Raw genomic sequence first — 19,744 nt, forward strand, 5'->3', positions numbered from 1 at the left:
TCAGATCTGATCCTCGGTGCGGACGGTCCGACGCACGCGATCGCCCGAGACGGGGTCCACGCCGGAGGCCGTGGTCGAGACGGCGGTGCGCTTGCGCGCGATGAGCACGATGCCCAGGATGATGCCGACGATTCCGGCGACCATCAGGATGTAGCCGACGACCTGGAGGTTGACCCAGTCGACGGAGATGTTGACCGCGAACGCCAGGATGGCGCCGACGGCGAAGAGGAAGATTCCTGCTCCGAGACTCATGTTGTGCTCCTTTGTAGGTCCCGCTGACTGCGGGAGTGCCACATCATTGTGGCTGTAACGAATGCTACATCCGAGCCCCCGATCAGGGGCTCCACTCCTGCGGGGTGTCCGATTCGACATCGTATCCAGCTGATCAGGTTAGGGTTTCCGCAATGGATGATGCCTTCGCCTGGGTGCTGGTGAACGCCCGCGTGCCCAAGGAGCCGACTCGGCACCGCGTTGCGGTGTGGCGTGCGCTCCGCAAGGTTGGTGCCGTTCCGATCAGCTCGGGCATGTGGGCGGCGCCGAAGCTCCCCGCCTTCGAAGCGGGCATCGATGGTGCACGGCTGCTCGCCGAGCGCGGCGGCGGCAGCGTCGCCGTCTTCGTGGTGACGGAGGAGTCGGGCAGCGACGTCGACTACCTCCGCGACTCGTTCGTCGCCGCTCGTCGCGACGAGTGGACGGAGCTGCTCGCCGAGTGCGCGAGGTACAAGGTCGAGATCATCAAGGAGATCGCGATCGAGAAGTTCAGCTTCGCCGAGCTCGAGGAGGAGGAGCAGTCGCTCGAACGCCTCCGGCGCTGGTACGACGAGCTGTCTGCTCGAAGCGTGTTCGCCCTCCAGGAGCAGGGGGCTGCGGGCGCGGAGCTCGACGCGTGCCAGCGCGCCCTGGACGGCTATGCCGATCTCGTCTACCGCGCAGCAGAGCTCGGCACCGGCCCGCACATCGTCATCGACGAGTGATCCGCTAGAGCTCAGAGGCGTGCGAGGCGCGCTCTCGCCAGCGTGTAGACGCCGAACGCGATGAGCCCGATGCCCACGGCGACCAGGATGACCGGACCGAGCGGCAGCGAGACCAGGGCCTTGAGTGCCCCGTCGAGGCCCGTCGACTTGCTCGGATCGAGGGTGATTGCCGCGACGACGAGCAGGATCCCGACCACGGCGACCGCGATGCCCTTGGCGATGTAGCCGACGACACCGAGGATGACGACCGGACGTCTGGTGGCGCCCGTCGGCGCATCGATGTCCTCGAGGAACTTCTGGCGCACTCCCTTCGTCACCAGGTAGACCCCCACGGCGGCAGCCCCAACCCCGATGAGGCCGAGCAGCAACTGTCCTGCGGGCATGGCCAGGATGCTCGCGCTCGCCTGCTGAGCAGAGCTCGACCCGTTCGACGAGCTGCCGAGCGCGAAGGTGAGAGCTGTGGCACCGAGCACCAGGTAGGCCGCCGCCTTGGCGCCGGCGACGAGGCTGCGGATCCACCGCTTCTTGGATGAGGAGCCGATGCCGAGGACCGCCTGGATCGCCAGCCACAGGGCGAGCGCGAACAGGCCCACGGTGGTGACCCACAGCAGGAGTGGACCTCCGGGGAGATCGCCGAGCTGCGCGAGGGCGCCCGCCTGGTCGGCCTCGCCGCCGCCGGTCGCCGCGACCTGGATGGCCAGGACCCCGAGGAGCAGATGGATCAGAGCGCTGCCGACATAGCCGACCCTCGCGAGGATCCTCACCGGTCTGCTGTCGCCCACGCTGCCTACTGCTCGTCGTGTGCTCATGTTCCATCCTTCTGAAGCTGCGACAGGGGCCCGCGAACGGGCTCGCCAGGTATGAGGACCGTCCGGCGCGTGTCGACGGCGATGAGCACCCCGACGATGACCAGGGAGATGCAGATGGATGCGGTGGTATCGCTGATCCAGTGGTACCCGAGATAGAGGCGGCTGATCACCTGAAGGACGATGCCGACGATGGCGACAGCGATCGCCGCGACGGTGAACCAGCGTCGGCCGATCCGGCTCGCGAGCAGGTAGGCCAGGATCAGCAGGAAGTTGGATGTGCCGAGGACGTGTCCGGAGGGGAAGGAGAAGCTCCTGTCCGGCCCGAAGAGCATCAGACCGATGGGCGGCCGGGGATGCTGCACGATCGGCGCCAGCGTCTGCGCGACGACGACTCCCGTCACCATTCCTGCGAAGAGCAGGATGGGACGCCAGAGGTGGCGGGCGGCGATGATCCAGGCGACGAGGGTGATGACGACCACGATGGGGAGGGCGATCGGCCCGAAGACGATCGCCAACCCGATCATGAAGCCGGTGGCGTCGGTGGATCGCTGAGCGTTGAACCAGAGCTCGACCGGCTCGTCGAGCCGTTCGAAGCCGGTGCGGGTCGTCACCGCGACCAGGAGGATGAGGAATCCGACGAAGCCGACCGAGACCAGGACGGCGGCGAACGCGTAGGTTCGGCGCCGCACGGACGGACTGACCACCCGCTCCTCGACCACGAAGCGCTGATGCCAGTCGGAGAGCCGGGACGGGGCCGAGTTCCGGGGAGCGGAGGGCTCGGGCGATGCTTCGAGCATGGTCCCACCTCCGGGGGATGTAACAACGGTTACAGCTCCCGAATGGTATCTCCTGCGGCGCGACCGGTGCCAACCCTGATGGCGTCCGCGGGTCGGGGAGGCCGGCGACCGGCGGCTCTAGTCGGTGGCTCTCGCCACGCGGTCGGTGCGGTCGAGCAGAGCCACGAGTCGATCACGGAGCTCCTCGAGGTCGCGCAGCGGCATGTCGAGGCGTTCGAGGATGGTGCCGGGCACGAGTTCGGCCTGGGCGCGAAGCGCCTGCCCACGTGTGGTCAGGGTGATCTGCAGGGCGCGATCGTCATCCGGGTTCCGGATCCGCTCGATGAGCCCGCCGGACTCGAGTCGTTTGAGCAGCGGGCTCAGGGTGGCGGAGTCGAGGTGCAGGGCGTCCGCGATCTCCCGGACCTTGCGCGGGCTCGTCTCCCACAGGGCCAGCATGACGAGGTACTGGGGATGGGTCAGCCCGAGCGGCTCGAGCACCGGGCGATAGAGCGCGACGACGGATCGGCTCGTCGCTGCCAGCGCGAAGCAGATCTGGCGATCGAGAGCGAGAGGGTCGTCGGTCATGCTCCGATAATAGCTGGTACACTAACTATTCGTGGGCATGCGGAAATTCGACGAGACCAATCCCTATCGCGGGCGTCCGGGCTTCTGGAACCGCTGGAACGCCTTCACCTACATGTTCTCCGGTGCCGCGCAGGTCGGAGTGGGGCCCGGCAAGGTCGAGCCCCCCTATTCGCCGCCTGCCGATCCCGTATGTCCGCTCTGCGGCAGGTCGATGGCTGATCACGGCATCGAGCGGGGCGCCTCCACGGTCCCGACCTACATCCGCTGCCCGCAGTAGAGCCCGCCGACATCGGACCGGCTCAGTCGTCGAAGGCGTTCCAGCAGATCGAGCTCCGAGCACTCTGGTCGTCGAGGACGAGCGCTCTCACCTGGTCGGGAAGTCGATCCCGCTGCCAATCCCGCTCGTGCAGACCGGCGGCGTCACCTCGGTCCGCACGCACCGCCCGGATCGCGTAGGCGGCCGCGCCGAGATCGTGCGCTGCGACATGGGCCACGGCTACGGCCTGACCGGCGGCGAGCGCACTGAAGCGCGCCGGGTCGGGAAGGCCCCGCCCTGCGGAGTTGGCGTGGAAGGCGGCGTCGTGCGCCTGCTTCATCGCGAGCTCGCCGCGAATCCAGCCGCGCAGCACCTCCAACGCCTCACGCGGACGCGGGTCCTCCGGTGATTCCCGTTCGAACAGCGGCATCACGTGCTCCGAACATCGAGCCGACCACTCCGCCAGCAGATGATGGTCCTCGTCCGTGAGAGAGCCGCCGCGTCGGATGGTGATGAGGCGGGGGTCCCGCTGGGTCGGGAGGATCGGCATGCCCTGAACCTTTTCGGCTCTCACCGTTGCGCGCCTAGAACTCCGGAAGGTAGGCGCGGCGCACGGCGAGCTCCTCGATGAAGCTTGCGGACGGATGCCGCTCGTCCTGAGGCTCGTCGATCAGCCGAGTGGAGAGCGGTACGCCGGCGGAGAGGAAGAGAGTGACCGTCTGGGTGGCTCCCGATGAGGTGAGGGTGGGAACGCTGATCGCTTCGGCTCCTCCGGAACGCACGACCGCCGAGGCGAACTCCAGCAGCGCATCGGCCACCTCGTCGAGCATGATCAGCTCTTCACCGTCGTAGCGGACACTCTTCACCCCGCCATCTTCCGATGAGCGCCCGCATCGGGCAAGGGGCTGGTGCCGCGCTGCAAACCATGAGCCGTCTGGGCTCAGGACACCACGACGCGTGCGCCGGTCACGTTCTGGATGCGCGCGAATCCGTCCGACGCCGCACCGTCGCGATGTGCTGCCACTCGGACGCTCGGGAAGTAGGTGCCCGGCGCGTCGAAGGTGACCGTCGTCGACACGGTGACCTGAGCTGACAGCGCGACCGCGTCAGCGGCCTCGAAGCCGGCGCCCGTGTTCCATTCCACGGCGACGATGACTCCCACCCCCGGGGTCTCCGCGTGCGCGACGAGCTCGACCGGCTCGCCCACTCGAACCTCGGCGCGCTCCGCGCCGTTGGCTGCAAGGGTGACGACCGGCTGGATACCGTGACGCGCAGGAGCCGAGTTCGCCGCCGTGACCTGGCTGTCGACGACGGAATAGACCGACGTCGCAGGTGGGGGAGTGTCGTTCTCCACCCAGGCCGCCAGGTCGCGCAGGGCCTGGTGCAGCGCACCGAGGTAGCTCACCGTGCGCGTGGGGTCCTCCTGCGGTTCGACGTCGCCGTGGGTCGCGCGGTCGATGAACCAGAGGCGGAAGTGCTCATCGGTCGCGTCTCCGAGGTGTCGGCGGACGGCCGAGCGATACCAGTCGGCCTGCCAGGCGTAGGCCTCCCGATCCCAGAGGCAGGCGACCACGATCATCCGCCCGGTGAAGCGGCCGCTCTGCACGGACCCTGCCGCGCCGGCCGCGAAGATCGGGCCGACCAGCATTGGTCGCTGCGGGAACAGGGGCGTGCCACCCGGTCCGCGGAACTGATCCCACGCTGCGTACTCCGGGCCCGGCACCTGGTGACGGTGGTAGGTCTGGATCGCCAGGAATCCGCTGTTGTCGACGGTCAGCTCGTCGCCGGGGCGGAGCGCGCGGAGGACCTCCGCGTCGGCGGGTCCGAAGATCGCGATGTCATCGAGCACGCGGAGGACCACGATCCGAGCGCCGGCCGAAGCACCGGTCTCGATGATCAGCTCCGTGGTCTGAGGGTCGACTGCGGGGCGCTCGGTCAGCCGGACTGCCACCGGCAGGTCGGGGGAGGTCGAGCCCAGCCATGCATCATCCGCGGCTCCGGTCGACTGGCCGCCGTGCGCGACCGAGGCGTGACCCGTGGCAGCGAGGTCGGCGGGGGTGAGGAGCGAGGAGATCGTCGTGCGGTGCTGCACGCGGTCGCGCAGCAGAGATGGCGTGGGGTCGGCGCCCAGGTATCCGGGCAGGGTCCAGAAATCCTCGAAGTAGCCGGGATCGATGGCGCGCAGGCCGGGGTAGAGAGCCGCGAGCCCGTGCGGTCCCATCGACGCGTGCCCGAACCAGGTGCGGGGAGGGAATCCCATCCGTGTGACCTCGAGGAGCGCCGCGGCCTGCTCCTCGTCGAGGTGTTCGGCGGGATCGCCGCTCCCGCCCGGCTCGAGTGCGTCGACGATCTCCTCGAAGTGGCCACGCAGGATCCGCAGGGCCGCCATCCGTGCGGTGAAGCTGTTCGGGATGGCCATGGGTGAGCCGATCACGTACGGGACGAAGCCGTCCCAGACACCGGTGGTGTTCTCGGCGCCGCCGATGGTGCGGAAGCCCCCTCCTGATCCGCCGAACGCGTAGCCGTAGGTGCGGTGCGGTCCGTAGATCTGCTGAGCCAGGACCCGGGCGTACTGCGCTGCTGCGGCGTTGGCGCGGTAGGCGCCGATGGTCGGATCGAGGCCGGAGAACGGATCTGCGGCTCGTGGTCCTCCGCCGTTCGTCTCCAGGAAGGCGGCGCCGCTCGAGATCGAGAAGCCGATCCGGTCCTCCTCACCGGTGAGGCCCTCGGAGAAGTGCTCGCTGTCGGGGATCGGGGCGATGTACTGGAAGAAGCGACCCTCGTAGGCATCGGCCTGCGGGAGATGCAGCGAGAAGCGGGTGTCGGTGCCCGAGAAGCCGCCGCGCAGGTAGCGGTGGGGAAGCGGGAGCTCGCGCTGCTCGTCGACGTCGACGAACGGATGCTCGAAGCCTGCGTCGATGGCGGGCGGGTCGTTCGTCAGCGTCATCGCTTCTCCTCTAGGGTCTGTGCTGTCTGTTGCGCCGCGAGCCTGCGGTTCAGAGCCCGAATTCCGAGTCGCGGATGATCGCCTGCGCCTGCATGACGTTCTCGCCGGCGAGACGGCGGAACGTGCCGACGAGCATCTCGCCGAGGTCGATCTCGACGCCCGCGAACCAGAGCCCGGTGAGGCCGTCCCACATCGCGATCATCTCGATGGCGATCTGTCGCGCGTCGAGCCCCGGGTGGGCGAGCGCATCGCGCTGACGGTTGGCGACCATGCGGGTGAAGATGTCGATCTGCGCCGCGGTGCGACGCTCGAGGTAGCTGCGTCCAGGGTGCTCAGGGCTGATCGCGAGGCCCTTGATCGCCAGCAGCAGTCGCAGCATCGGATCGTCTCGTGACGCGCTGGATGCGGTGTCGTGCAGCTCGTCGAGATCGAAGACGGGCTCGCCCTCATCGAGATGGTGAGCCGTCATCACCAGGGAGTCGTCGAGCTCGAGGGCGGCGACGAGCAGATGGTCGCGCGAGGGGAAGTGGTAGAGCACGGTGGCTTCGCTGCTGCCGGAGCGCTCGGCGACCTGGGCGATCGTCACGCTCTCATGTCCTCGCTCTTGGACGAGTTCGAGAGTGGCTCGCGCGATCTTCTCGCGCCTCTTGCGGGTTCCGGCGTACGGCCCGCGCTTGACTGCGGCATCAGTGCTCACCTCGCCGACCGTACACGAAAACGGGGTAAGCAAGAATATTCATCGTCGATGGTTGCGGTCGAGTCGCTTCGGCCGCTTGCGTGTGGTTGAAATTGGTGGTCTACTCTGCGTTCAGCGGATCGATTCCTCCCATCGGTGGGGATCGATCTCGTTCATGCGTCGCGCACCGCCCCCAACGAAGAGGACCGACAATGTCGTCAGTACCCCCACCCGAGCCCTCGGCCGACATCCTCACCACGTCGGACCCCGCTTCGAGCTCGGCGTCCGCTCAAGGGTCAGCCGAGCCCGAAGTGCCCGGGACGTCGGTGCATCTGATCGCCGGCAAGCCGCTGCGCCGCTATCTCCTGTGGTTCGGCATCGCGACCGCGGCGATCACCACGATCTGGGGCGGCGTCAGCGGCATCATCCTGCCCAACCACGTGCAGCTGCTCGCGTTCGGCCAGTTCTTCACCGGCGCGGACTCGGGTGTCGACCTGCAGGAGCTCAATCAGCTCAAGTCCTCGATCGACGCGGGAACGGCCACCGCGACAGCCGAGCAGAGCCGTCTGCTCGGCATCCTCCGCGACTTCGACGCGGCACGGGCCTCGAATCTCGCCCTCGTCGCGACCATCGGCACGGTCTTCACGATGCTGGCGCAGCCCATCATCGGCGTGCTCTCCGACCGCACCCGTTCGCGGATGGGGCGTCGGGCTCCCTGGATCCTGTTCGGCGGGATCATCGGCTCCTTCCTGCTCATGAGCGTGCAGTTCGCACCGTCCGTCGGCATCCTCGTCGTCCTCTGGACGGTCGCATCGGTCGCCCTCAACTCGGCCCAGGCGCCGCTCAACGCGACGGTCGCCGACCGAGTGGTCGAGGGCAAGCGGGGCACGGCGTCGGCCATCGGCGGGCTCGGCAGCTTCGCGGGCGGCATCCTGGGCGCCGTCATCTCGGGAGTCGCGTTCGGCGCGATCGGGCTGCAGTCCTACTACGTCGTCGGCGGCCTCGCGCTGATCGGTCTCGTCCTCTTCGTCGTGCTGGTGCGCGACCGCTCGTCACTCACCCTCGAGGTGCCGGCCCACAGGTGGTCGACCTTCTTCGCGGGCTTCCTCGTCCCGCTCCGCTCAGCCGACTTCCGATGGGTCTGGATCGCCCGGGTGCTGCTCACCTTCGGCTACGGCACCTCCACGGCGCTCACCCTCTACATGCTGCAGAGCTATGTCCGCCCCGCGCTGAGCGCGGCGGAGGCGACCTCGCTCTCCCCGCTGCTCGCGGTGGTGGGATTCCCCGGCACGCTGGTCGGCCTCATCGTGGCCGGCCGCCTCTCCGACAGGCTCGGCCGTCGCAAGCCCTTCGTCATCTTCTCGTCGGTGCTGATGGCGGCCGGATTCCTCATCCCGCTGATCTCGCCGACCGTTCCAGCGCTGCTGATCAGCGGGGTCGTCAGCGGGGTCGCGTTCGGTGCCTACCTGGCAGTCGACCAGGCGCTGTTCATCGATGTGCTGCCCGACAAGAGGGCGGCGGGGCGCGACCTCGGCGTCGCGGCGATCGCGAGCAACCTCGGCCAGTCGCTCGCGCCGCTGATCGCCGCCCAGGTCGTGGTGCTCACCGCCGGCTACGCGGGGATCTGGATCGTGGCGGCCGTGCTGGTCGCCATGGCGGCGGTCGCCATCGTGCCGGTGAAGGCGGTCCGATAGGCGCCGATCCGGCGCATGCTGAGTAGCATTCCGGCATGTCGATCAGGCTCGAGAACGTCGGGATCGCCGTCCGCGACCTGGAGGCGACGATCTCCTTCTTCACCGACCTCGGCCTCACGGTCGTCGGCCGGGACGAGGTCAGCGGCGAATGGACCGACACCGCTGTCGGGCTCGACGGCAATCACGCCAGGATCGCGATGCTCCAGACGCCCGACGGTCACGGGCGCCTCGAGCTGTTCGAGTACATCCACCCCGCCGCCATCAAGACCGAGCCGACCCAGCCGAACGAGATCGGCATGCACCGCGTCGCGTTCTCGGTGGACGACATCGACGCCGCCCTCGCGATCGCCGCGGAGCACGGCTGCCATCCGCTCCGCGGGGTCGCGAACTACCGGGACATCTACCGGCTCGCCTACCTGCGCGGTCCGAGCGGCATCATCGTCATGCTCGCCCAGGAGTTGCATCCGAGCTGACGCCCGTCCGTGTCGACCCGGTGGAGGTCGCGGTCAGTCATGCTGCGCCGATGCCGGCCCTCCGCCGTCTCGGCGCACGACCCTGCGTCGGTCCGCGCGGTGCGCCTGCGCGAACGCGTCGATCGCGCGGTCCGTCGTCCTCGCTGCGGGGTCGACGATGCAGACCCAGCCAAAGGCGCCGTAGAGCGGGTGGGGGAGGAAGACGTCCGTCTCGCTGAAGTCGATGGCCGCCTGCTGGATCGCGTCGGGCGGATACCCGAGCAGTTCGGTGAACAGCGGCATCCCCACGTGGATGTTGAGCCGCCAGCGGTCGGCCGCACTCAGTCGCGAGCCGACGTCGTCGGGATAGTCCTTCGTGACGATCGTGGCGTACGGCTGTCGGTTCGTCGGAACCCGGCCGTCCGGCGCGTAGTAGAAGAAGTGGTCGCCCCACGAGATCTCGGGATGCTCGCTGCCCGGCCCCGGAGCGAGCTCGAGCACCCCGTCGAAGCCACGGATGGTCTCGAGGATCTGCTCCAAGGTCGAGTCCTTCGCGCTCATCTGTCCAGTATCGAATCCACGCGCAGCGTCAGAAAGGGCAGCTTCTTCCGGCGGCCGTCGTCGAGAAGCCGAAAAGTGCGGGAATGCGGAGCGGATGACAGCACTCTCCGGCTTCTCACTGCGACGTCTCGGCGCTACGGTGTGCGCAGGAGGAGTCCCCATGGCGATGGCGTCGCGTGCTCGGTCCGTTCTCTCCGTGCCCGCAGCGGGGTACGAAGTCCGCTTCGTGGAGCGCGGAGCCGACAACGGCGGACAGCGGCTGATCGCCGAATGGTCGGTGCCGTCCTACGTCGGGCCGCCGGAGCACTTCCATCCCGCCATGACCGAATCATGGACGGTGATCGACGGGTCGCTCGTCGCAACGGTGGCAGGTGAGACGCGAACTCTGGAGACGGGCGAGAGCATGACGGTCCTGCCCGGGGTCCATCACAGCTTCCACGCGCCCGGTCCGGTGCGCTGGCGGCAGACGAACGAGCCCGCCCTTCAGCACGAGGTGCTGTTCCATCTGGACTCCGAGGTCGTGCGACGCCACGGCGCCAACGGCCGACCCGGACCCATCGCCACCATCCGCATCCTCGCCGCGGCGGATGCGGTCTTCGTCGGTCCGCCCTTCTGGCTGCAGAGCGCGCTCAGGTTCATCGGACGTCAGCTGAATCGCCGGCTCGCGAAGGAGCTGTCGACGCGCATCGCCGCCTGAACCGTCCCGCGCGCATCGCCGCCTGAACCGTCCCGCGCGGAACGCCGGCACCTCCGGGCCGATACGGTCGACGGGTGACCGACCGCCCCCTCACGGCCTGGCCGCTCTACGCCGCCGGCTTCCTGACCGCGTTCGGCTCCCATGGAGTCGCCGCCGGACTGGGAGTCGACACGGAGTCCCTCGCCATCAGCGTCCTGACCCTCGGCATCCTGCTCGCGCTCTACGACGTGGCCGAGGTCGTGCTCAAGCCGGTCTTCGGTGCGCTGAGCGACCGGATCGGCATCCGCCCGGTGATCCTCCTGGGACTCGGCGGCTTCGCGCTCACCTCGGTCGCCGGCGCACTCTCCGACGAGGTGATCTGGCTGGCGGTAGCCCGCCTCGGACAGGGCGCTTCAGCGGCCGCCTTCTCGCCCGCCGCGTCCGCCGGCGTGGCCCGGCTGGCCGGACCGGCGCCGGCGGGCCGCTACTTCGGCCGGTACGGATCATGGAAGGGGCTCGGCTACGCCCTCGGACCGCTCCTCGGCGCCGGACTCATCGCGATCGGAGGATTCGCCGCACTCAACTGGACTCTCGCCGGCCTCGCGGTCGTCGTCGCGATCTGCGTGTTCGTCCGCATCGAGGCGATCCCCGTCGTGCCCAAGGTGCGGGTCACCGTCGTCGACATGGTCCGCGAGCTGCGGGCACGCGACTTCCTGATCCCGGTCGTCGCACTGGCCACCTCGACCGCTGCGCTCGGCATCGCCGTCGGCTTCCTGCCCTTCCTCGGCTCGTCGATGGACCTGCCCGTATTCGTCAGCGTCGCCGCGGTCACCGTCGTGGCCATCGCATCGTCGGCCACTCAGCCTCTCGTCGGCCGGCTGGTCGATCGTGTGCAGGATCGCCGGTGGGAGATCACCAGCAGCGGCCTCGTGCTCACCGCCGGCGGATTCGTGATCATCGCGGCCGCTCCCTCTGTGATCGGCATCTACCTCGGCGCACTGCTGATCGGCGTCGGCATCGGCGCGACGACGCCCGCCGCGTTCACCGTGCTCGCCTCCTCGACACCGCCGCACCGCCTCGGTCGCACCATGGGCAACGCGGAGCTCGGTCGCGAGATCGGCGATGCAGGCGGTCCACTCGCCACCGGTGCGATCATCGCGGCCGCGGGATTGCCGGTCGCGCTGGCCGCTGCAGCCGCGGGGAGCGCGATCACGGGGCTCGCGCTGCTTCTCTGGAGCAGACGGCCGCTCGTCGGTGCCGTCGGCGGAGACCTGCATCGGCAGCCGGATGACTCCCGGCGCTCGTCAGGCCAGGCCTGACTCGAGCTCGTCCACCGGTGAACTCTCGGTGAACACGCGCCGAGAACAGGGTCGGCCCCATTGCCGATGCCCGGCAGGAGGAGAAGGGTCTCCCTCGTGGAACCCCTCGTGCTGTTCATCCTCGTCGTGGTCGTCGCCCTCGGGTTCGACTTCACCAACGGCTTTCACGACACCGCCAACGCGATGGCCACCTCCATCGCCACCGGCGCGCTCAAGCCGAAGGTCGCCGTCACGCTTTCCGCGATCCTCAACCTCGTCGGAGCGTTCCTCAGCGTCGAGGTCGCGCTGACGGTGACCAACGCGGTCGTGAAGATCCAGGACTCGTCCGGAGCACCCGACCCCGCACTGCTGACGGACGGCGGCTCCGGGCTGCTGCTGATTGTGCTGGCCGGTCTGGCGGGCGGCATCGTCTGGAATCTCCTCACCTGGCTGCTCGGTCTGCCCTCGAGCTCGTCGCACGCGCTGTTCGGCGGCCTCATCGGCGCGACGATCGCCGGCCTCGGCTTCGCAGGCGTCAACTGGGCGGGCGACGGCAGCAAGCTCGACGGCGTGCTCGGCAAGGTCATCCTCCCGGGACTGATGTCTCCGGTCGTCGCCGGCGTCGTCGCGGCGATCGGCACCTGGCTGGTCTTCCGGATCATCGGACGTCTCCTCGGCCCGGCCACCGAGCGCGGCTTCCGGATCGGCCAGATCGGCAGCGCGTCGCTCGTCTCCCTCGCACACGGCACGAACGACGCCCAGAAGACGATGGGCGTCATCACGCTGGCTCTGATCGCGGCGGGCTTTTGGAACGACACGGAATCGGTGCCGCTCTGGGTGAAGCTCGCCTGCGCACTCGCCATCTCGCTCGGCACCTACCTCGGCGGCTGGAGGATCATCCGCACGGTGGGCAAGGGACTCGTCGAGATCAGCACGCCGCAGGGCATGGCGGCCGAAGCCTCCTCCGCCGCGGTGATCCTCGCATCGAGCCACCTCGGCTTCGCGCTCTCCACCACGCACGTCGCGACGGGGTCGATCCTCGGCTCAGGGGTCGGTCGGCCCGGTGCGACCGTTCGCTGGCGGGTCGCCGCCCGCATGCTGATCGCCTGGTGCATCACGCTTCCGGCCGCCGCGCTCGTGGGAGCGCTGATGTGGGGGATCGGTCACCTGATCGGCGGGATGGCCGGTGGCATTGCGGTGGTGCTCGTCCTCCTGGCCTTCGCCGTCTTCATGTTCTGGCGCTCCCGCCGCAGCGCGGTCGGCGCGCACAATGTCAATGACAAGTGGGACGACACGCCCGCCCGCCCGCAGCCCGCGAACGTCTAAGCCCGCGAACGTCTAGGAGTCGACGACATGTTCCCTCTCTTCCTCGATGCCGCCTGGAAGGTGCTGCTCGCGGCAGTCGTCCTCGGGGCAGGACTTCCGGCCCTGTTCGCCGTCGGGGTGCGCAGCTTCGCGCTCGCGGGCGCCGGTTCAGGACCGCTCACTGATGACGACGGCCGGGCCATCGCCGTGTCCGCACCGACGTCGGGCGGGTCCACAGGACTGCGCATCCTCGGCGTCGTGTGCGTCGTCCTCGTGCTGGCGGCCGTCGCGGTGGGGCTCACGGTGATCATCGCCGGCGGCTTCGGCAAGGCGGTCAGCTTCGAGAACGTCTTCCCGATGATCGTGGACAAGTGAGGTCCACCCGATGACGGACATCGATCAGGGCGCCGCATCCAACGGCCTGCTCGGCCGAGTGGTCGCGTGGCTCCGCGCCGGATATCCGCAGGGCGTCCCGCGGCCCGACTATCCCGCGGTCCTCGCCGTCCTGCAGCGGTCGCTCACCCCGGTGGAGATCGATCGCGTCGTGCGCCAGCTCGTCGCAGCCGACGCGACCGGCGATGCGTCCGACGAGCAGGCGGTCCGCTCGATGCTCGATGAGGTGCTCGTCGGCGCGCCCACCGAAGAGGATGTGGCCCGCGTGTCCAGCCGCCTCGCCACCGCGGGGTGGCCGCTCGGCGCGCCCGCCGACCGCACGCCTCCCTCCCGCGCCGGACTTGTCGCCCGGGTGGTGGGCTGGCTCCGCGCCGGCTACCCGGCGGGCCTGCCCGAGAACGACTACGTGCCGCTGGTCGCCCTGCTCCGTCGTCGGCTGACCGACGATGAGGTCCGCGTCGTCGCGCGAAGCCTCGTCGAGGGCGGAGTCGCACCGGATCGGATCGAGCTCGTGGACGCCATCGCGCGCGTGACCAGCGAGCTGCCCGCCGATGTGGACGTCGAGCGAGTCCGGGTCTACCTCAACGAGCACGGCTGGCCGACGGACTTCCCCGTCTGAACGCGAGGTCGTGAGACCCGCGCCAGGCATGCGTCGGACGGTCTACTTCAGCTTCAGCTTGCGCTTGACCTCCCGCTCAGCGAGCACGCTGATGTAGTCCTGGATCGGCGCCTGCTGCAGGGCGAGCACCGCATCGCGGACCATGGCGGTGATCCCCGTCGAGCTGAGGTTGGGGTACTTCGTGATGAGCTTCTCGGATACCTGACGGATGGTGTCGGCTGCATCGAACTCGGTGGTCATGCAGCAGAAGCTAGGGGTGCCGGGTGAACAGCCGGTAAGCAGATCGGCGACGAGCGTCGGCCGGGTGGCAGCTCCGGCCCAGGAGCCCCCGGAGGGGAGCGTCGGATAGGCTTCCGCGAGTGCGAGGCCGCCGCTTGCCCCCATCCGCATCCCCGCCTTCGGAGTCGCTGACCGTCTCGGTCGTCATCCCGGTCAAGGACGATGCCGAGGTCCTCCGGTGCTGCCTGGCGGCGCTGGGCCGGCAGACTCGATCGCCCCACGAGATCATCGTGGTCGACAACGGATCCTCGGATGATGTCGGAGAGGTCGCCGACGCCTACGGTGCGACGCTGATCCACGAGGCCCGGCCCGGCATCGGGGCAGCTGCCGGCGCCGGCTACGACTGCGCCCAGGGTGGGATCATCGCGCGTCTCGACGCCGATTCCGTGCCCGCCGACGACTGGGTGCACACGATCGCGACGGCCTTCGCCAACCGCCCCGACGTCGACGCCTTCACCGGATCCTCCACCTTCACCGACGGACCCGCGCCCCTCAGGAGGATCGGAGCCGGGCTGTATCTCGGGGCGTACCACGTGGCCGCGGGTGCGGCCCTATCCCACCGACCCCTGTTCGGCTCCAACCTCGCGATGCGGGCGTCCGCCTGGCAGGTCGTGCAGTCCGACGTGCACCGCGGCGACGAGCTGATCCACGACGACTTCGACCTCAGCTTCCACCTCGGTCCGCGCCATCGCATCCGGTACCTGCCGCCCATGCGCGTCGGCATATCCAGCAGGCCGTTCTCGGACGCCAAGGGGCTGCTGCGCATCCGTCGCGGATTCCGCTCCGTATGGATCCATTGGCCGCACTCGCTGCCGCATCAGCGGCTGGGACGCAGGATCGGCTTCGCCCTGCGAGAGGTGCGTTCGGACCTCGCCGCACGGGGCGACGGCGATCGTCTCGGGCGCACGCTGCTTCGATCGACCTTCGCCGTGGACGCCGGCAATGTGCTCATCCTCGCCTCGGCAGCGCTCGCCGCGTCGAGGAATGCGCGGGAGTGGTCGGAATCGACGGTCACCACGCGATGGGTCGACGCGGCGATCGGGCTCATCGGACTGCTCGCCGCGGCACGCGCGGTGCGGATCGCGGATGATGCGGGCCGCGCGACCGACCGCGCACGGCTGACCTCTGCGCTTCGGATCGTGCGGGCCGGAGGCGTGTTCAATCTCGTCGCCTCCGCCGCCCACCTCGTCCTCCTGCGACGAGGGCGCGGCGCGGACCGTCTTGGACTGCACGCCGGCGCGCTGCACCTGCTGCTGGGAGGCAGCGCGGTCAGCGCCGCCTACGTGCGCATCCTGACGACGTGGAGGAACGGGGTCGGCTCCTGAGCCGATGAGACGGAACCGCGAAGGTGAGCATGCCTCTTTCAGCTGCCGGCGCAACGCTGGGGACATCGCCCGCATCGCAGCGCGGTGATGACGACCCTGGGAGGTCCCATGTATTTCCACGTGCAGAAGTTCATCAACGACATCGCTGAGGACGAGCCGAATCCCGCGGCGGCGAACGCGCTCCAGGAGGGCCTCGGCGGACAGTTCGGCGAGATGCGCACCATGATGCAGTACCTGTTCCAGGCCATGAACTTCCGCGGCCCCGCCGCAAAGCCCTACCGCGATCTCATCCAGGGCATCGGCACCGAGGAGATCAGCCACGTCGAGCTGATCGGCACCACGATCTCGCGCCTGCTGGATGGTTCTCCGCAGTACCAGGGCAAGAAGAGCGACCCGATCGACAAGCCCGGCGCCGGCGGCGCGATCCCGCTCAACATCGCGCTCTCGGAGAGCAACATCCACCACTACCTCGTGGGCGCCCAGGGCGCGTTGCCCGTCGACTCCGCCGGGAACCCGTGGAGCGGCAGCTACGTCTACAACTCCGGCAACCTCGTGCTCGACCTGCTGTACAACCTCATGCTCGAGTCGACGGGCCGTCTGCAGAAGTGCCGCGTCTACGAGATGACGGACAACAAGACCGCTCGCTCCACGCTCGCGTACCTCATCGTCCGCGATCAGGCGCACGAGAACGCCTACGCCAAGGCGCTGGAGACGCTCGGGGTGAACTGGAGCGCCACGCTGCCCATTCCGAAGACCAACGCCGAGCGCTTCCCCGAGGTGAAGAAGCTCGTCGACATGGGGCTGCAGAGCAAGCAGTACAGCTTCGACCTCGCCGGGCAGTCCGAGGCCGGCCGCATCTTCCAGGGCGCATCGCCCTCGAACGACGGCACGACGCTCGACGCCAGCGAGCAGGCCCCGGAAGGCGTGCCCTCCGTCATCGCCCCCGAGCGCTTCGAGGAGTTCGCCCCCGGAGTGGACGCCGAGCTGCTGAAGCTCATCCAGGCCACGGCCGAGCTGGAGCTCGCCGAGGTGGAGAACCTCTTCGGACCGACGGCCGCGTCGCCGAGTTCCGCGGCGAAGCCGTCCACTGCGGCCGCCAAGAAGTGAATCGAATGCCGTCAACCCGTCCTCGATCCGAATCGGAGTAGTCATGCCCCAACGCAACACCCTCGTCCGCAGCCTGCACGACGCGGGCATCGCAGCCTGGTTCGGCGGCTCCCTCATGGGAGTGGTCGGCCTCAACGGTGCCAGCGCCAAGGCGAAGGATCCCAGCGAACGGCTGGCGCTGTCCTCCGTGGGGTGGGCGCGCTGGGCGCCCGTGCAGTTGGCCGCGATCCTGGCCCACGGCATCGGGGGAGTGGGGCTCATCCTCGGCAACAAGACGCGTCTCGTGGGCCAGCAGGAGAGCCGCACCAACACCATCGTCAAGCTGGGCGTCACGGGCCTGGCCGCGGGCGCGACCCTCTACTCCGGACTGCTCGGCGGCACGATCGCGAAGCACGCATCGGAGGGGGCCGAAGGCGTCACCGAACCCTCCTCCGAGTCGTCGGCGAAGCTGGCCACGGCGCAGCGTCAGCAGAAGATCGTCCAGTGGATTCCTCCTGTCCTCACTCTGATCGTCATCGTGCTGGGAGCGCAGCAGGGCGAGCAGCAGCGGCCCATCAAGGGCCTGTTCCAGACCACCTTGAAGAACCTCGGAGTCACTCGCCATGGCTGATAAGTCGGAGTCGCTGCTCGTGCGAGCCGTGGCACACCTCGAGCGGGCTCGAGGGCTGGACGGGGCGATCAGAGCTCTCGCGCCGAAGGTGCGCCGTGCGCCGCAGGCGGTGCTCGACCTGTTGCACGGTGCTCCACTCGGGCACGCGGTGCATCCCGTCGCGGTGCTCGTGCCAGCTGGAGCATGGATCTCGGCCTCCGTCCTCGACTTCCTCCCGGGGAGCGAGCGAGCGGCCCGCCGCCTCGTCGCGGTGGGCCTGCTGAGCGCCGCACCCACCTCGGCGTCAGGGCTCGCCGACTGGTCCAGCCTCAACACGCCTCAGCAGCGGGTGGGCATCGTGCACGCGTCAGCCAACGTTCTCGCCTGGTTCCTGTACGCCGCGTCCTGGCTTCAGCGTCGCAAGGGAAATGACGGTCGCGGCAAGCTGCTCGCTCTCGCCGCCCTCGGCGTGCTCGGCGGATCGGGCTACCTGGGCGGACATCTCGTGTACCGCCAGGGCGCCCGTGTGGAGACCCGATCGACCTCGAGCTGAGAACCGGATCCTCAGAGCTCAGTCCACGGTGAGGCCCGACTCGGGGTCGTCGTCGGAGAGCCAGGCTTCGCGGTCGCTGACGGTGTGGCCCAGGAGTTCGTCGACGACCCAGCCGAGGTCCATGCAGGTCAGAGTCGTCTCGGGATCCTCGACCGGAAGGCTGTATTCCGGGTCGGTGTAGTAGACGCGATTCAGCGGGGACCTGCGCCGTTTCGGGCGGCCGAGTATCATGCGGGACTACTGCCACCGAAGGGGTGCTCGGGTTGACGAATAAGCAAAAGAGGCCAGCCTTCCGGGATCTATATTTCGGCAAGAGTGACTCCAAAAATGAGCTCTCAGGTGATCGAGACGATTTCGTTAGAAGTTTTATCGACCTCAATCGCATTACGGACCAGGTCATCGCAGGCGAAAAGACGTTAGTTCTGGGTCCGAAAGGCACGGGCAAGTCAGCGCTCGCATGGTTTCTGGATGCTTCGCAACACGGGCAAAATTATCTTTGCACCGTCCGAGATGCTTCCGACTTACCCTTAGCAGACATTCCCCGTCTTCAAACCGGTCAGCCGGCGGGAACAGAGCGCACGGTTGCCGCATGGAAATTCATACTCCTCTGCAACTATCTGGCGTTGCTCCTGACCGATCAATCCTGCGAAATTCCAAACCGCGTCGAGGTCGATCGGGTTACTAAGCTTCTTCGAAAATATGGATTTATGGGTGACACTTCGGGGCGCGCAATCCTAGACATATCGAATACCACCATCGAGATACCCATCCCGAAAATCGGCACAATCTATCGACGGGAGAGCAGTTCGACTCTTAACATTTATTCCTTGCTGCCCTATCTAGAGGACTGGGCGGCTAATGCTAGGTCGGCTAACCGCCACATGCTGATGTTGGATGGTCTTGACTCCATCTTCTTGAACGATGCAAAGTATGACGAAAGCCTCGCTTCGCTCGTGCAGGCTGCATACACGATCAATCAGAAGCTGGCCAGCGTCGGCGCAACTGGAAGCGTCGTGCTACTGCTGCGAAATGACGTTTTCAATCGCGTTTCCCTTGTGCTTCCTGATTCACAAAAAATGCGCGACGACTACGCGGTCGAACTCGACTGGCGCGTACTTTCGGGAGCGGTCGGTGCTCAAGCTCCCCTCATTAGACTCGTCAACGGCAAGGCCGCCCGCGCGCTTAGTGTCGCGGCAATAGATGTACTCTCGTACTTTCCCGCGTCCATCGAACTTGGCGGCAGTCAGGGAAGCGAACCTCGCTTTATCGAGCGGCTCCAGTATTTTCTCAATCTCACGAGACATACGCCGCGCGACCTTCTCCGATTGTTCGAAGAGATCCGGAAGGTGGAAGAATCTGGCGTGTTCCCGTCAGCAACGCCCACCTTGCGAAGAGACGTTATTCGGGAAGGTGTACTGCAATACGCCACCAAATACTTCACAGGTGCCATACGTAACGAATTTGCCGGATATGAGCAGGGCCCGCAAGAAGCTCAGCTCGCACTGGCCGCGCTTCAAAATCTGAAACGTCAAAATTTTGACCGGAACCTCTTTGCGGCCGGCCTCGCCGAGTTGGGAGAGAGTCGACCCGAAGTCGTTGATCGCCTACTCCGGCTGCTCTTCTATGCAGGGGCGGTGGGGAACACGGTTTCCGTTCGCGGTGGAAGCTACTTGCAGTTCTATCACCGCCGGGACGACTCGGCCGTGTACCTGAAGGGAAGCTTCGTTCTTCACAACGCCCTTTGTCACGCTTGGACAATTCCCTTCACGTACTGACGGCGGGAGAGCCATGAAAGCGGCGCAGGGATGTCGACCCGAGCGGACGCCAACGGGGAGGACGTAGGTCCGATCGACGCGTCGGAGTCGGA

The 19,744-nt window shown here is 67.8% G+C and carries 25 protein-coding genes; 14 read left to right on the plus strand and 11 right to left on the minus strand.

Features of this window, described 5'->3' with window-relative positions; all coding sequences use genetic code 11:
- Positions 1–252 carry a DUF6458 family protein gene (locus E6C64_RS15095; protein ID WP_136428296.1) on the minus strand — a complete coding sequence of 84 codons (252 nt, stop codon included), beginning with the start codon at positions 250–252 and terminating at the stop codon, positions 1–3.
- Positions 253–404: 152 nt separating this feature from the next.
- Between E6C64_RS15095 and E6C64_RS15100 the strand changes: the two genes are divergently transcribed.
- Positions 405–974, plus strand: a complete 570-nt coding sequence (locus E6C64_RS15100; protein ID WP_136428297.1) for a Chromate resistance protein ChrB — start codon at positions 405–407, stop codon at positions 972–974.
- 11 nt (positions 975–985) lie between these two features.
- On the opposite strand, the gene E6C64_RS15105 is transcribed toward E6C64_RS15100, so the two are convergent.
- The 3 genes from E6C64_RS15105 to E6C64_RS15115 all read right to left on the minus strand — a co-directional run bounded on the left by E6C64_RS15105 (position 986) and on the right by E6C64_RS15115 (position 3,147).
- Complete coding sequence (locus E6C64_RS15105) at positions 986–1,783, minus strand: DUF1206 domain-containing protein (protein ID WP_136428298.1); 798 nt, start codon at positions 1,781–1,783, stop codon at positions 986–988.
- Positions 1,780–2,580 (minus strand): phosphatase PAP2 family protein, encoded by an 801-nt coding sequence (locus E6C64_RS15110; protein ID WP_136428299.1) that lies wholly within the window; start codon positions 2,578–2,580, stop codon positions 1,780–1,782. The genes E6C64_RS15105 and E6C64_RS15110 overlap by 4 nt, the downstream gene beginning before the upstream one ends.
- Before the next feature lie 117 nt (positions 2,581–2,697).
- Positions 2,698–3,147, minus strand: coding sequence for a MarR family winged helix-turn-helix transcriptional regulator (locus tag E6C64_RS15115; protein ID WP_136428300.1), 450 nt, complete (start codon positions 3,145–3,147; stop codon positions 2,698–2,700).
- 31 nt (positions 3,148–3,178) lie between these two features.
- Here E6C64_RS15115 and E6C64_RS15120 point away from each other — a divergent pair, with 31 nt between their 5' ends.
- Entirely contained in the window at positions 3,179–3,424 is a 246-nt protein-coding gene (locus E6C64_RS15120) for a hypothetical protein (protein ID WP_438941868.1), read from the plus strand.
- Between the two features lie 22 nt (positions 3,425–3,446).
- Here E6C64_RS15120 and E6C64_RS15125 read toward each other — a convergent pair whose 3' ends face one another.
- From E6C64_RS15125 to E6C64_RS15140, 4 genes are all read right to left on the minus strand, one after another.
- A complete protein-coding gene (locus tag E6C64_RS15125) occupies positions 3,447–3,953 on the minus strand; it encodes a putative immunity protein (RefSeq protein WP_136428301.1) in 507 nt (168 codons plus the stop codon).
- A 34-nt stretch (positions 3,954–3,987) separates the two neighbouring features.
- Positions 3,988–4,269: a hypothetical protein gene (locus tag E6C64_RS15130; protein ID WP_136428302.1), complete on the minus strand. Its 282-nt coding sequence runs from the start codon at positions 4,267–4,269 to the stop codon at positions 3,988–3,990.
- A gap of 74 nt (positions 4,270–4,343) precedes the next feature.
- Positions 4,344–6,350 carry a hypothetical protein gene (locus E6C64_RS15135; RefSeq protein WP_136428303.1) on the minus strand — a complete coding sequence of 669 codons (2,007 nt, stop codon included), beginning with the start codon at positions 6,348–6,350 and terminating at the stop codon, positions 4,344–4,346.
- 49 nt (positions 6,351–6,399) lie between these two features.
- Entirely contained in the window at positions 6,400–7,047 is a 648-nt protein-coding gene (locus tag E6C64_RS15140; protein WP_158437882.1) for a TetR/AcrR family transcriptional regulator, read from the minus strand.
- Positions 7,048–7,238: 191 nt separating this feature from the next.
- Here E6C64_RS15140 and E6C64_RS15145 point away from each other — a divergent pair, with 191 nt between their 5' ends.
- Complete coding sequence (locus tag E6C64_RS15145) at positions 7,239–8,720, plus strand: MFS transporter (RefSeq protein ID WP_136428305.1); 1,482 nt, start codon at positions 7,239–7,241, stop codon at positions 8,718–8,720.
- 35 nt (positions 8,721–8,755) lie between these two features.
- Positions 8,756–9,193: a VOC family protein gene (locus E6C64_RS15150; RefSeq protein ID WP_136428306.1), complete on the plus strand. Its 438-nt coding sequence runs from the start codon at positions 8,756–8,758 to the stop codon at positions 9,191–9,193.
- Between the two features lie 33 nt (positions 9,194–9,226).
- Here E6C64_RS15150 and E6C64_RS15155 read toward each other — a convergent pair whose 3' ends face one another.
- Positions 9,227–9,733 carry a DUF6194 family protein gene (locus E6C64_RS15155; RefSeq protein ID WP_136428307.1) on the minus strand — a complete coding sequence of 169 codons (507 nt, stop codon included), beginning with the start codon at positions 9,731–9,733 and terminating at the stop codon, positions 9,227–9,229.
- A gap of 160 nt (positions 9,734–9,893) precedes the next feature.
- Here E6C64_RS15155 and E6C64_RS15160 point away from each other — a divergent pair, with 160 nt between their 5' ends.
- The 5 genes from E6C64_RS15160 (at position 9,894) to E6C64_RS19280 (ending at position 14,024) form a co-directional block, all read left to right on the plus strand.
- Positions 9,894–10,430 carry a cupin domain-containing protein gene (locus E6C64_RS15160; protein ID WP_158437883.1) on the plus strand — a complete coding sequence of 179 codons (537 nt, stop codon included), beginning with the start codon at positions 9,894–9,896 and terminating at the stop codon, positions 10,428–10,430.
- A 74-nt stretch (positions 10,431–10,504) separates the two neighbouring features.
- On the plus strand, positions 10,505–11,728 hold the full coding sequence (locus tag E6C64_RS15165) for an MFS transporter (RefSeq protein ID WP_136428309.1): 1,224 nt from the start codon (positions 10,505–10,507) through the stop codon (positions 11,726–11,728).
- A gap of 96 nt (positions 11,729–11,824) precedes the next feature.
- On the plus strand, positions 11,825–13,033 hold the full coding sequence (locus E6C64_RS15170; protein ID WP_136428310.1) for an inorganic phosphate transporter: 1,209 nt from the start codon (positions 11,825–11,827) through the stop codon (positions 13,031–13,033).
- A 27-nt stretch (positions 13,034–13,060) separates the two neighbouring features.
- On the plus strand, positions 13,061–13,387 hold the full coding sequence (locus E6C64_RS15175; protein WP_136428311.1) for a hypothetical protein: 327 nt from the start codon (positions 13,061–13,063) through the stop codon (positions 13,385–13,387).
- A 10-nt stretch (positions 13,388–13,397) separates the two neighbouring features.
- Positions 13,398–14,024, plus strand: coding sequence for a DUF3349 domain-containing protein (locus E6C64_RS19280; protein WP_199241055.1), 627 nt, complete (start codon positions 13,398–13,400; stop codon positions 14,022–14,024).
- Between the two features lie 42 nt (positions 14,025–14,066).
- On the opposite strand, the gene E6C64_RS15185 is transcribed toward E6C64_RS19280, so the two are convergent.
- Positions 14,067–14,264, minus strand: coding sequence for a three-helix bundle dimerization domain-containing protein (locus tag E6C64_RS15185; RefSeq protein ID WP_136428312.1), 198 nt, complete (start codon positions 14,262–14,264; stop codon positions 14,067–14,069).
- A 134-nt stretch (positions 14,265–14,398) separates the two neighbouring features.
- Between E6C64_RS15185 and E6C64_RS15190 the strand changes: the two genes are divergently transcribed.
- The 4 genes from E6C64_RS15190 to E6C64_RS15205 all read left to right on the plus strand — a co-directional run bounded on the left by E6C64_RS15190 (position 14,399) and on the right by E6C64_RS15205 (position 17,877).
- Positions 14,399–15,628: a glycosyltransferase family A protein gene (locus E6C64_RS15190; RefSeq protein WP_158437884.1), complete on the plus strand. Its 1,230-nt coding sequence runs from the start codon at positions 14,399–14,401 to the stop codon at positions 15,626–15,628.
- Between the two features lie 108 nt (positions 15,629–15,736).
- Positions 15,737–16,735 (plus strand): manganese catalase family protein, encoded by a 999-nt coding sequence (locus tag E6C64_RS15195; protein WP_136428314.1) that lies wholly within the window; start codon positions 15,737–15,739, stop codon positions 16,733–16,735.
- A 43-nt stretch (positions 16,736–16,778) separates the two neighbouring features.
- Positions 16,779–17,345 (plus strand): hypothetical protein, encoded by a 567-nt coding sequence (locus tag E6C64_RS15200; RefSeq protein ID WP_136428315.1) that lies wholly within the window; start codon positions 16,779–16,781, stop codon positions 17,343–17,345.
- Entirely contained in the window at positions 17,338–17,877 is a 540-nt protein-coding gene (locus tag E6C64_RS15205) for a DUF2231 domain-containing protein (protein ID WP_136428316.1), read from the plus strand. Before E6C64_RS15200 ends, E6C64_RS15205 begins: the two co-directional genes overlap by 8 nt.
- A gap of 18 nt (positions 17,878–17,895) precedes the next feature.
- On the opposite strand, the gene E6C64_RS15210 is transcribed toward E6C64_RS15205, so the two are convergent.
- Positions 17,896–18,108 (minus strand): hypothetical protein, encoded by a 213-nt coding sequence (locus tag E6C64_RS15210; protein WP_136428317.1) that lies wholly within the window; start codon positions 18,106–18,108, stop codon positions 17,896–17,898.
- Between the two features lie 32 nt (positions 18,109–18,140).
- On the opposite strand from E6C64_RS15210, the gene E6C64_RS15215 reads away from it, so the two are divergent.
- A complete protein-coding gene (locus E6C64_RS15215; RefSeq protein ID WP_136428318.1) occupies positions 18,141–19,652 on the plus strand; it encodes a P-loop ATPase, Sll1717 family in 1,512 nt (503 codons plus the stop codon).
- Positions 19,653–19,744: the final 92 nt, after the last annotated feature.

Origin of the sequence: Naasia lichenicola (assembly GCF_004801885.1) — a bacterium.
GTDB classification, from domain to species: domain Bacteria; phylum Actinomycetota; class Actinomycetes; order Actinomycetales; family Microbacteriaceae; genus Naasia; species Naasia lichenicola.

Coding starts and splice junctions, on each gene's coding strand:
- E6C64_RS15095 (WP_136428296.1), bottom strand. CDS start 252: ATGAGTCTCGGAGCAGGAATCTTCCTCTTCGCCGTCGGCGCCATCCTG.
- E6C64_RS15100 (WP_136428297.1), top strand. CDS start 405: ATGGATGATGCCTTCGCCTGGGTGCTGGTGAACGCCCGCGTGCCCAAG.
- E6C64_RS15105 (WP_136428298.1), bottom strand. CDS start 1,783: ATGAGCACACGACGAGCAGTAGGCAGCGTGGGCGACAGCAGACCGGTG.
- E6C64_RS15110 (WP_136428299.1), bottom strand. CDS start 2,580: ATGCTCGAAGCATCGCCCGAGCCCTCCGCTCCCCGGAACTCGGCCCCG.
- E6C64_RS15115 (WP_136428300.1), bottom strand. CDS start 3,147: ATGACCGACGACCCTCTCGCTCTCGATCGCCAGATCTGCTTCGCGCTG.
- E6C64_RS15125 (WP_136428301.1), bottom strand. CDS start 3,953: ATGCCGATCCTCCCGACCCAGCGGGACCCCCGCCTCATCACCATCCGA.
- E6C64_RS15135 (WP_136428303.1), bottom strand. CDS start 6,350: ATGACGCTGACGAACGACCCGCCCGCCATCGACGCAGGCTTCGAGCAT.
- E6C64_RS15145 (WP_136428305.1), top strand. CDS start 7,239: ATGTCGTCAGTACCCCCACCCGAGCCCTCGGCCGACATCCTCACCACG.
- E6C64_RS15150 (WP_136428306.1), top strand. CDS start 8,756: ATGTCGATCAGGCTCGAGAACGTCGGGATCGCCGTCCGCGACCTGGAG.
- E6C64_RS15155 (WP_136428307.1), bottom strand. CDS start 9,733: ATGAGCGCGAAGGACTCGACCTTGGAGCAGATCCTCGAGACCATCCGT.
- E6C64_RS15160 (WP_158437883.1), top strand. CDS start 9,894: ATGGCGATGGCGTCGCGTGCTCGGTCCGTTCTCTCCGTGCCCGCAGCG.
- E6C64_RS15175 (WP_136428311.1), top strand. CDS start 13,061: ATGTTCCCTCTCTTCCTCGATGCCGCCTGGAAGGTGCTGCTCGCGGCA.
- E6C64_RS19280 (WP_199241055.1), top strand. CDS start 13,398: ATGACGGACATCGATCAGGGCGCCGCATCCAACGGCCTGCTCGGCCGA.
- E6C64_RS15185 (WP_136428312.1), bottom strand. CDS start 14,264: ATGACCACCGAGTTCGATGCAGCCGACACCATCCGTCAGGTATCCGAG.
- E6C64_RS15195 (WP_136428314.1), top strand. CDS start 15,737: ATGTATTTCCACGTGCAGAAGTTCATCAACGACATCGCTGAGGACGAG.
- E6C64_RS15200 (WP_136428315.1), top strand. CDS start 16,779: ATGCCCCAACGCAACACCCTCGTCCGCAGCCTGCACGACGCGGGCATC.
- E6C64_RS15205 (WP_136428316.1), top strand. CDS start 17,338: ATGGCTGATAAGTCGGAGTCGCTGCTCGTGCGAGCCGTGGCACACCTC.
- E6C64_RS15210 (WP_136428317.1), bottom strand. CDS start 18,108: ATGATACTCGGCCGCCCGAAACGGCGCAGGTCCCCGCTGAATCGCGTC.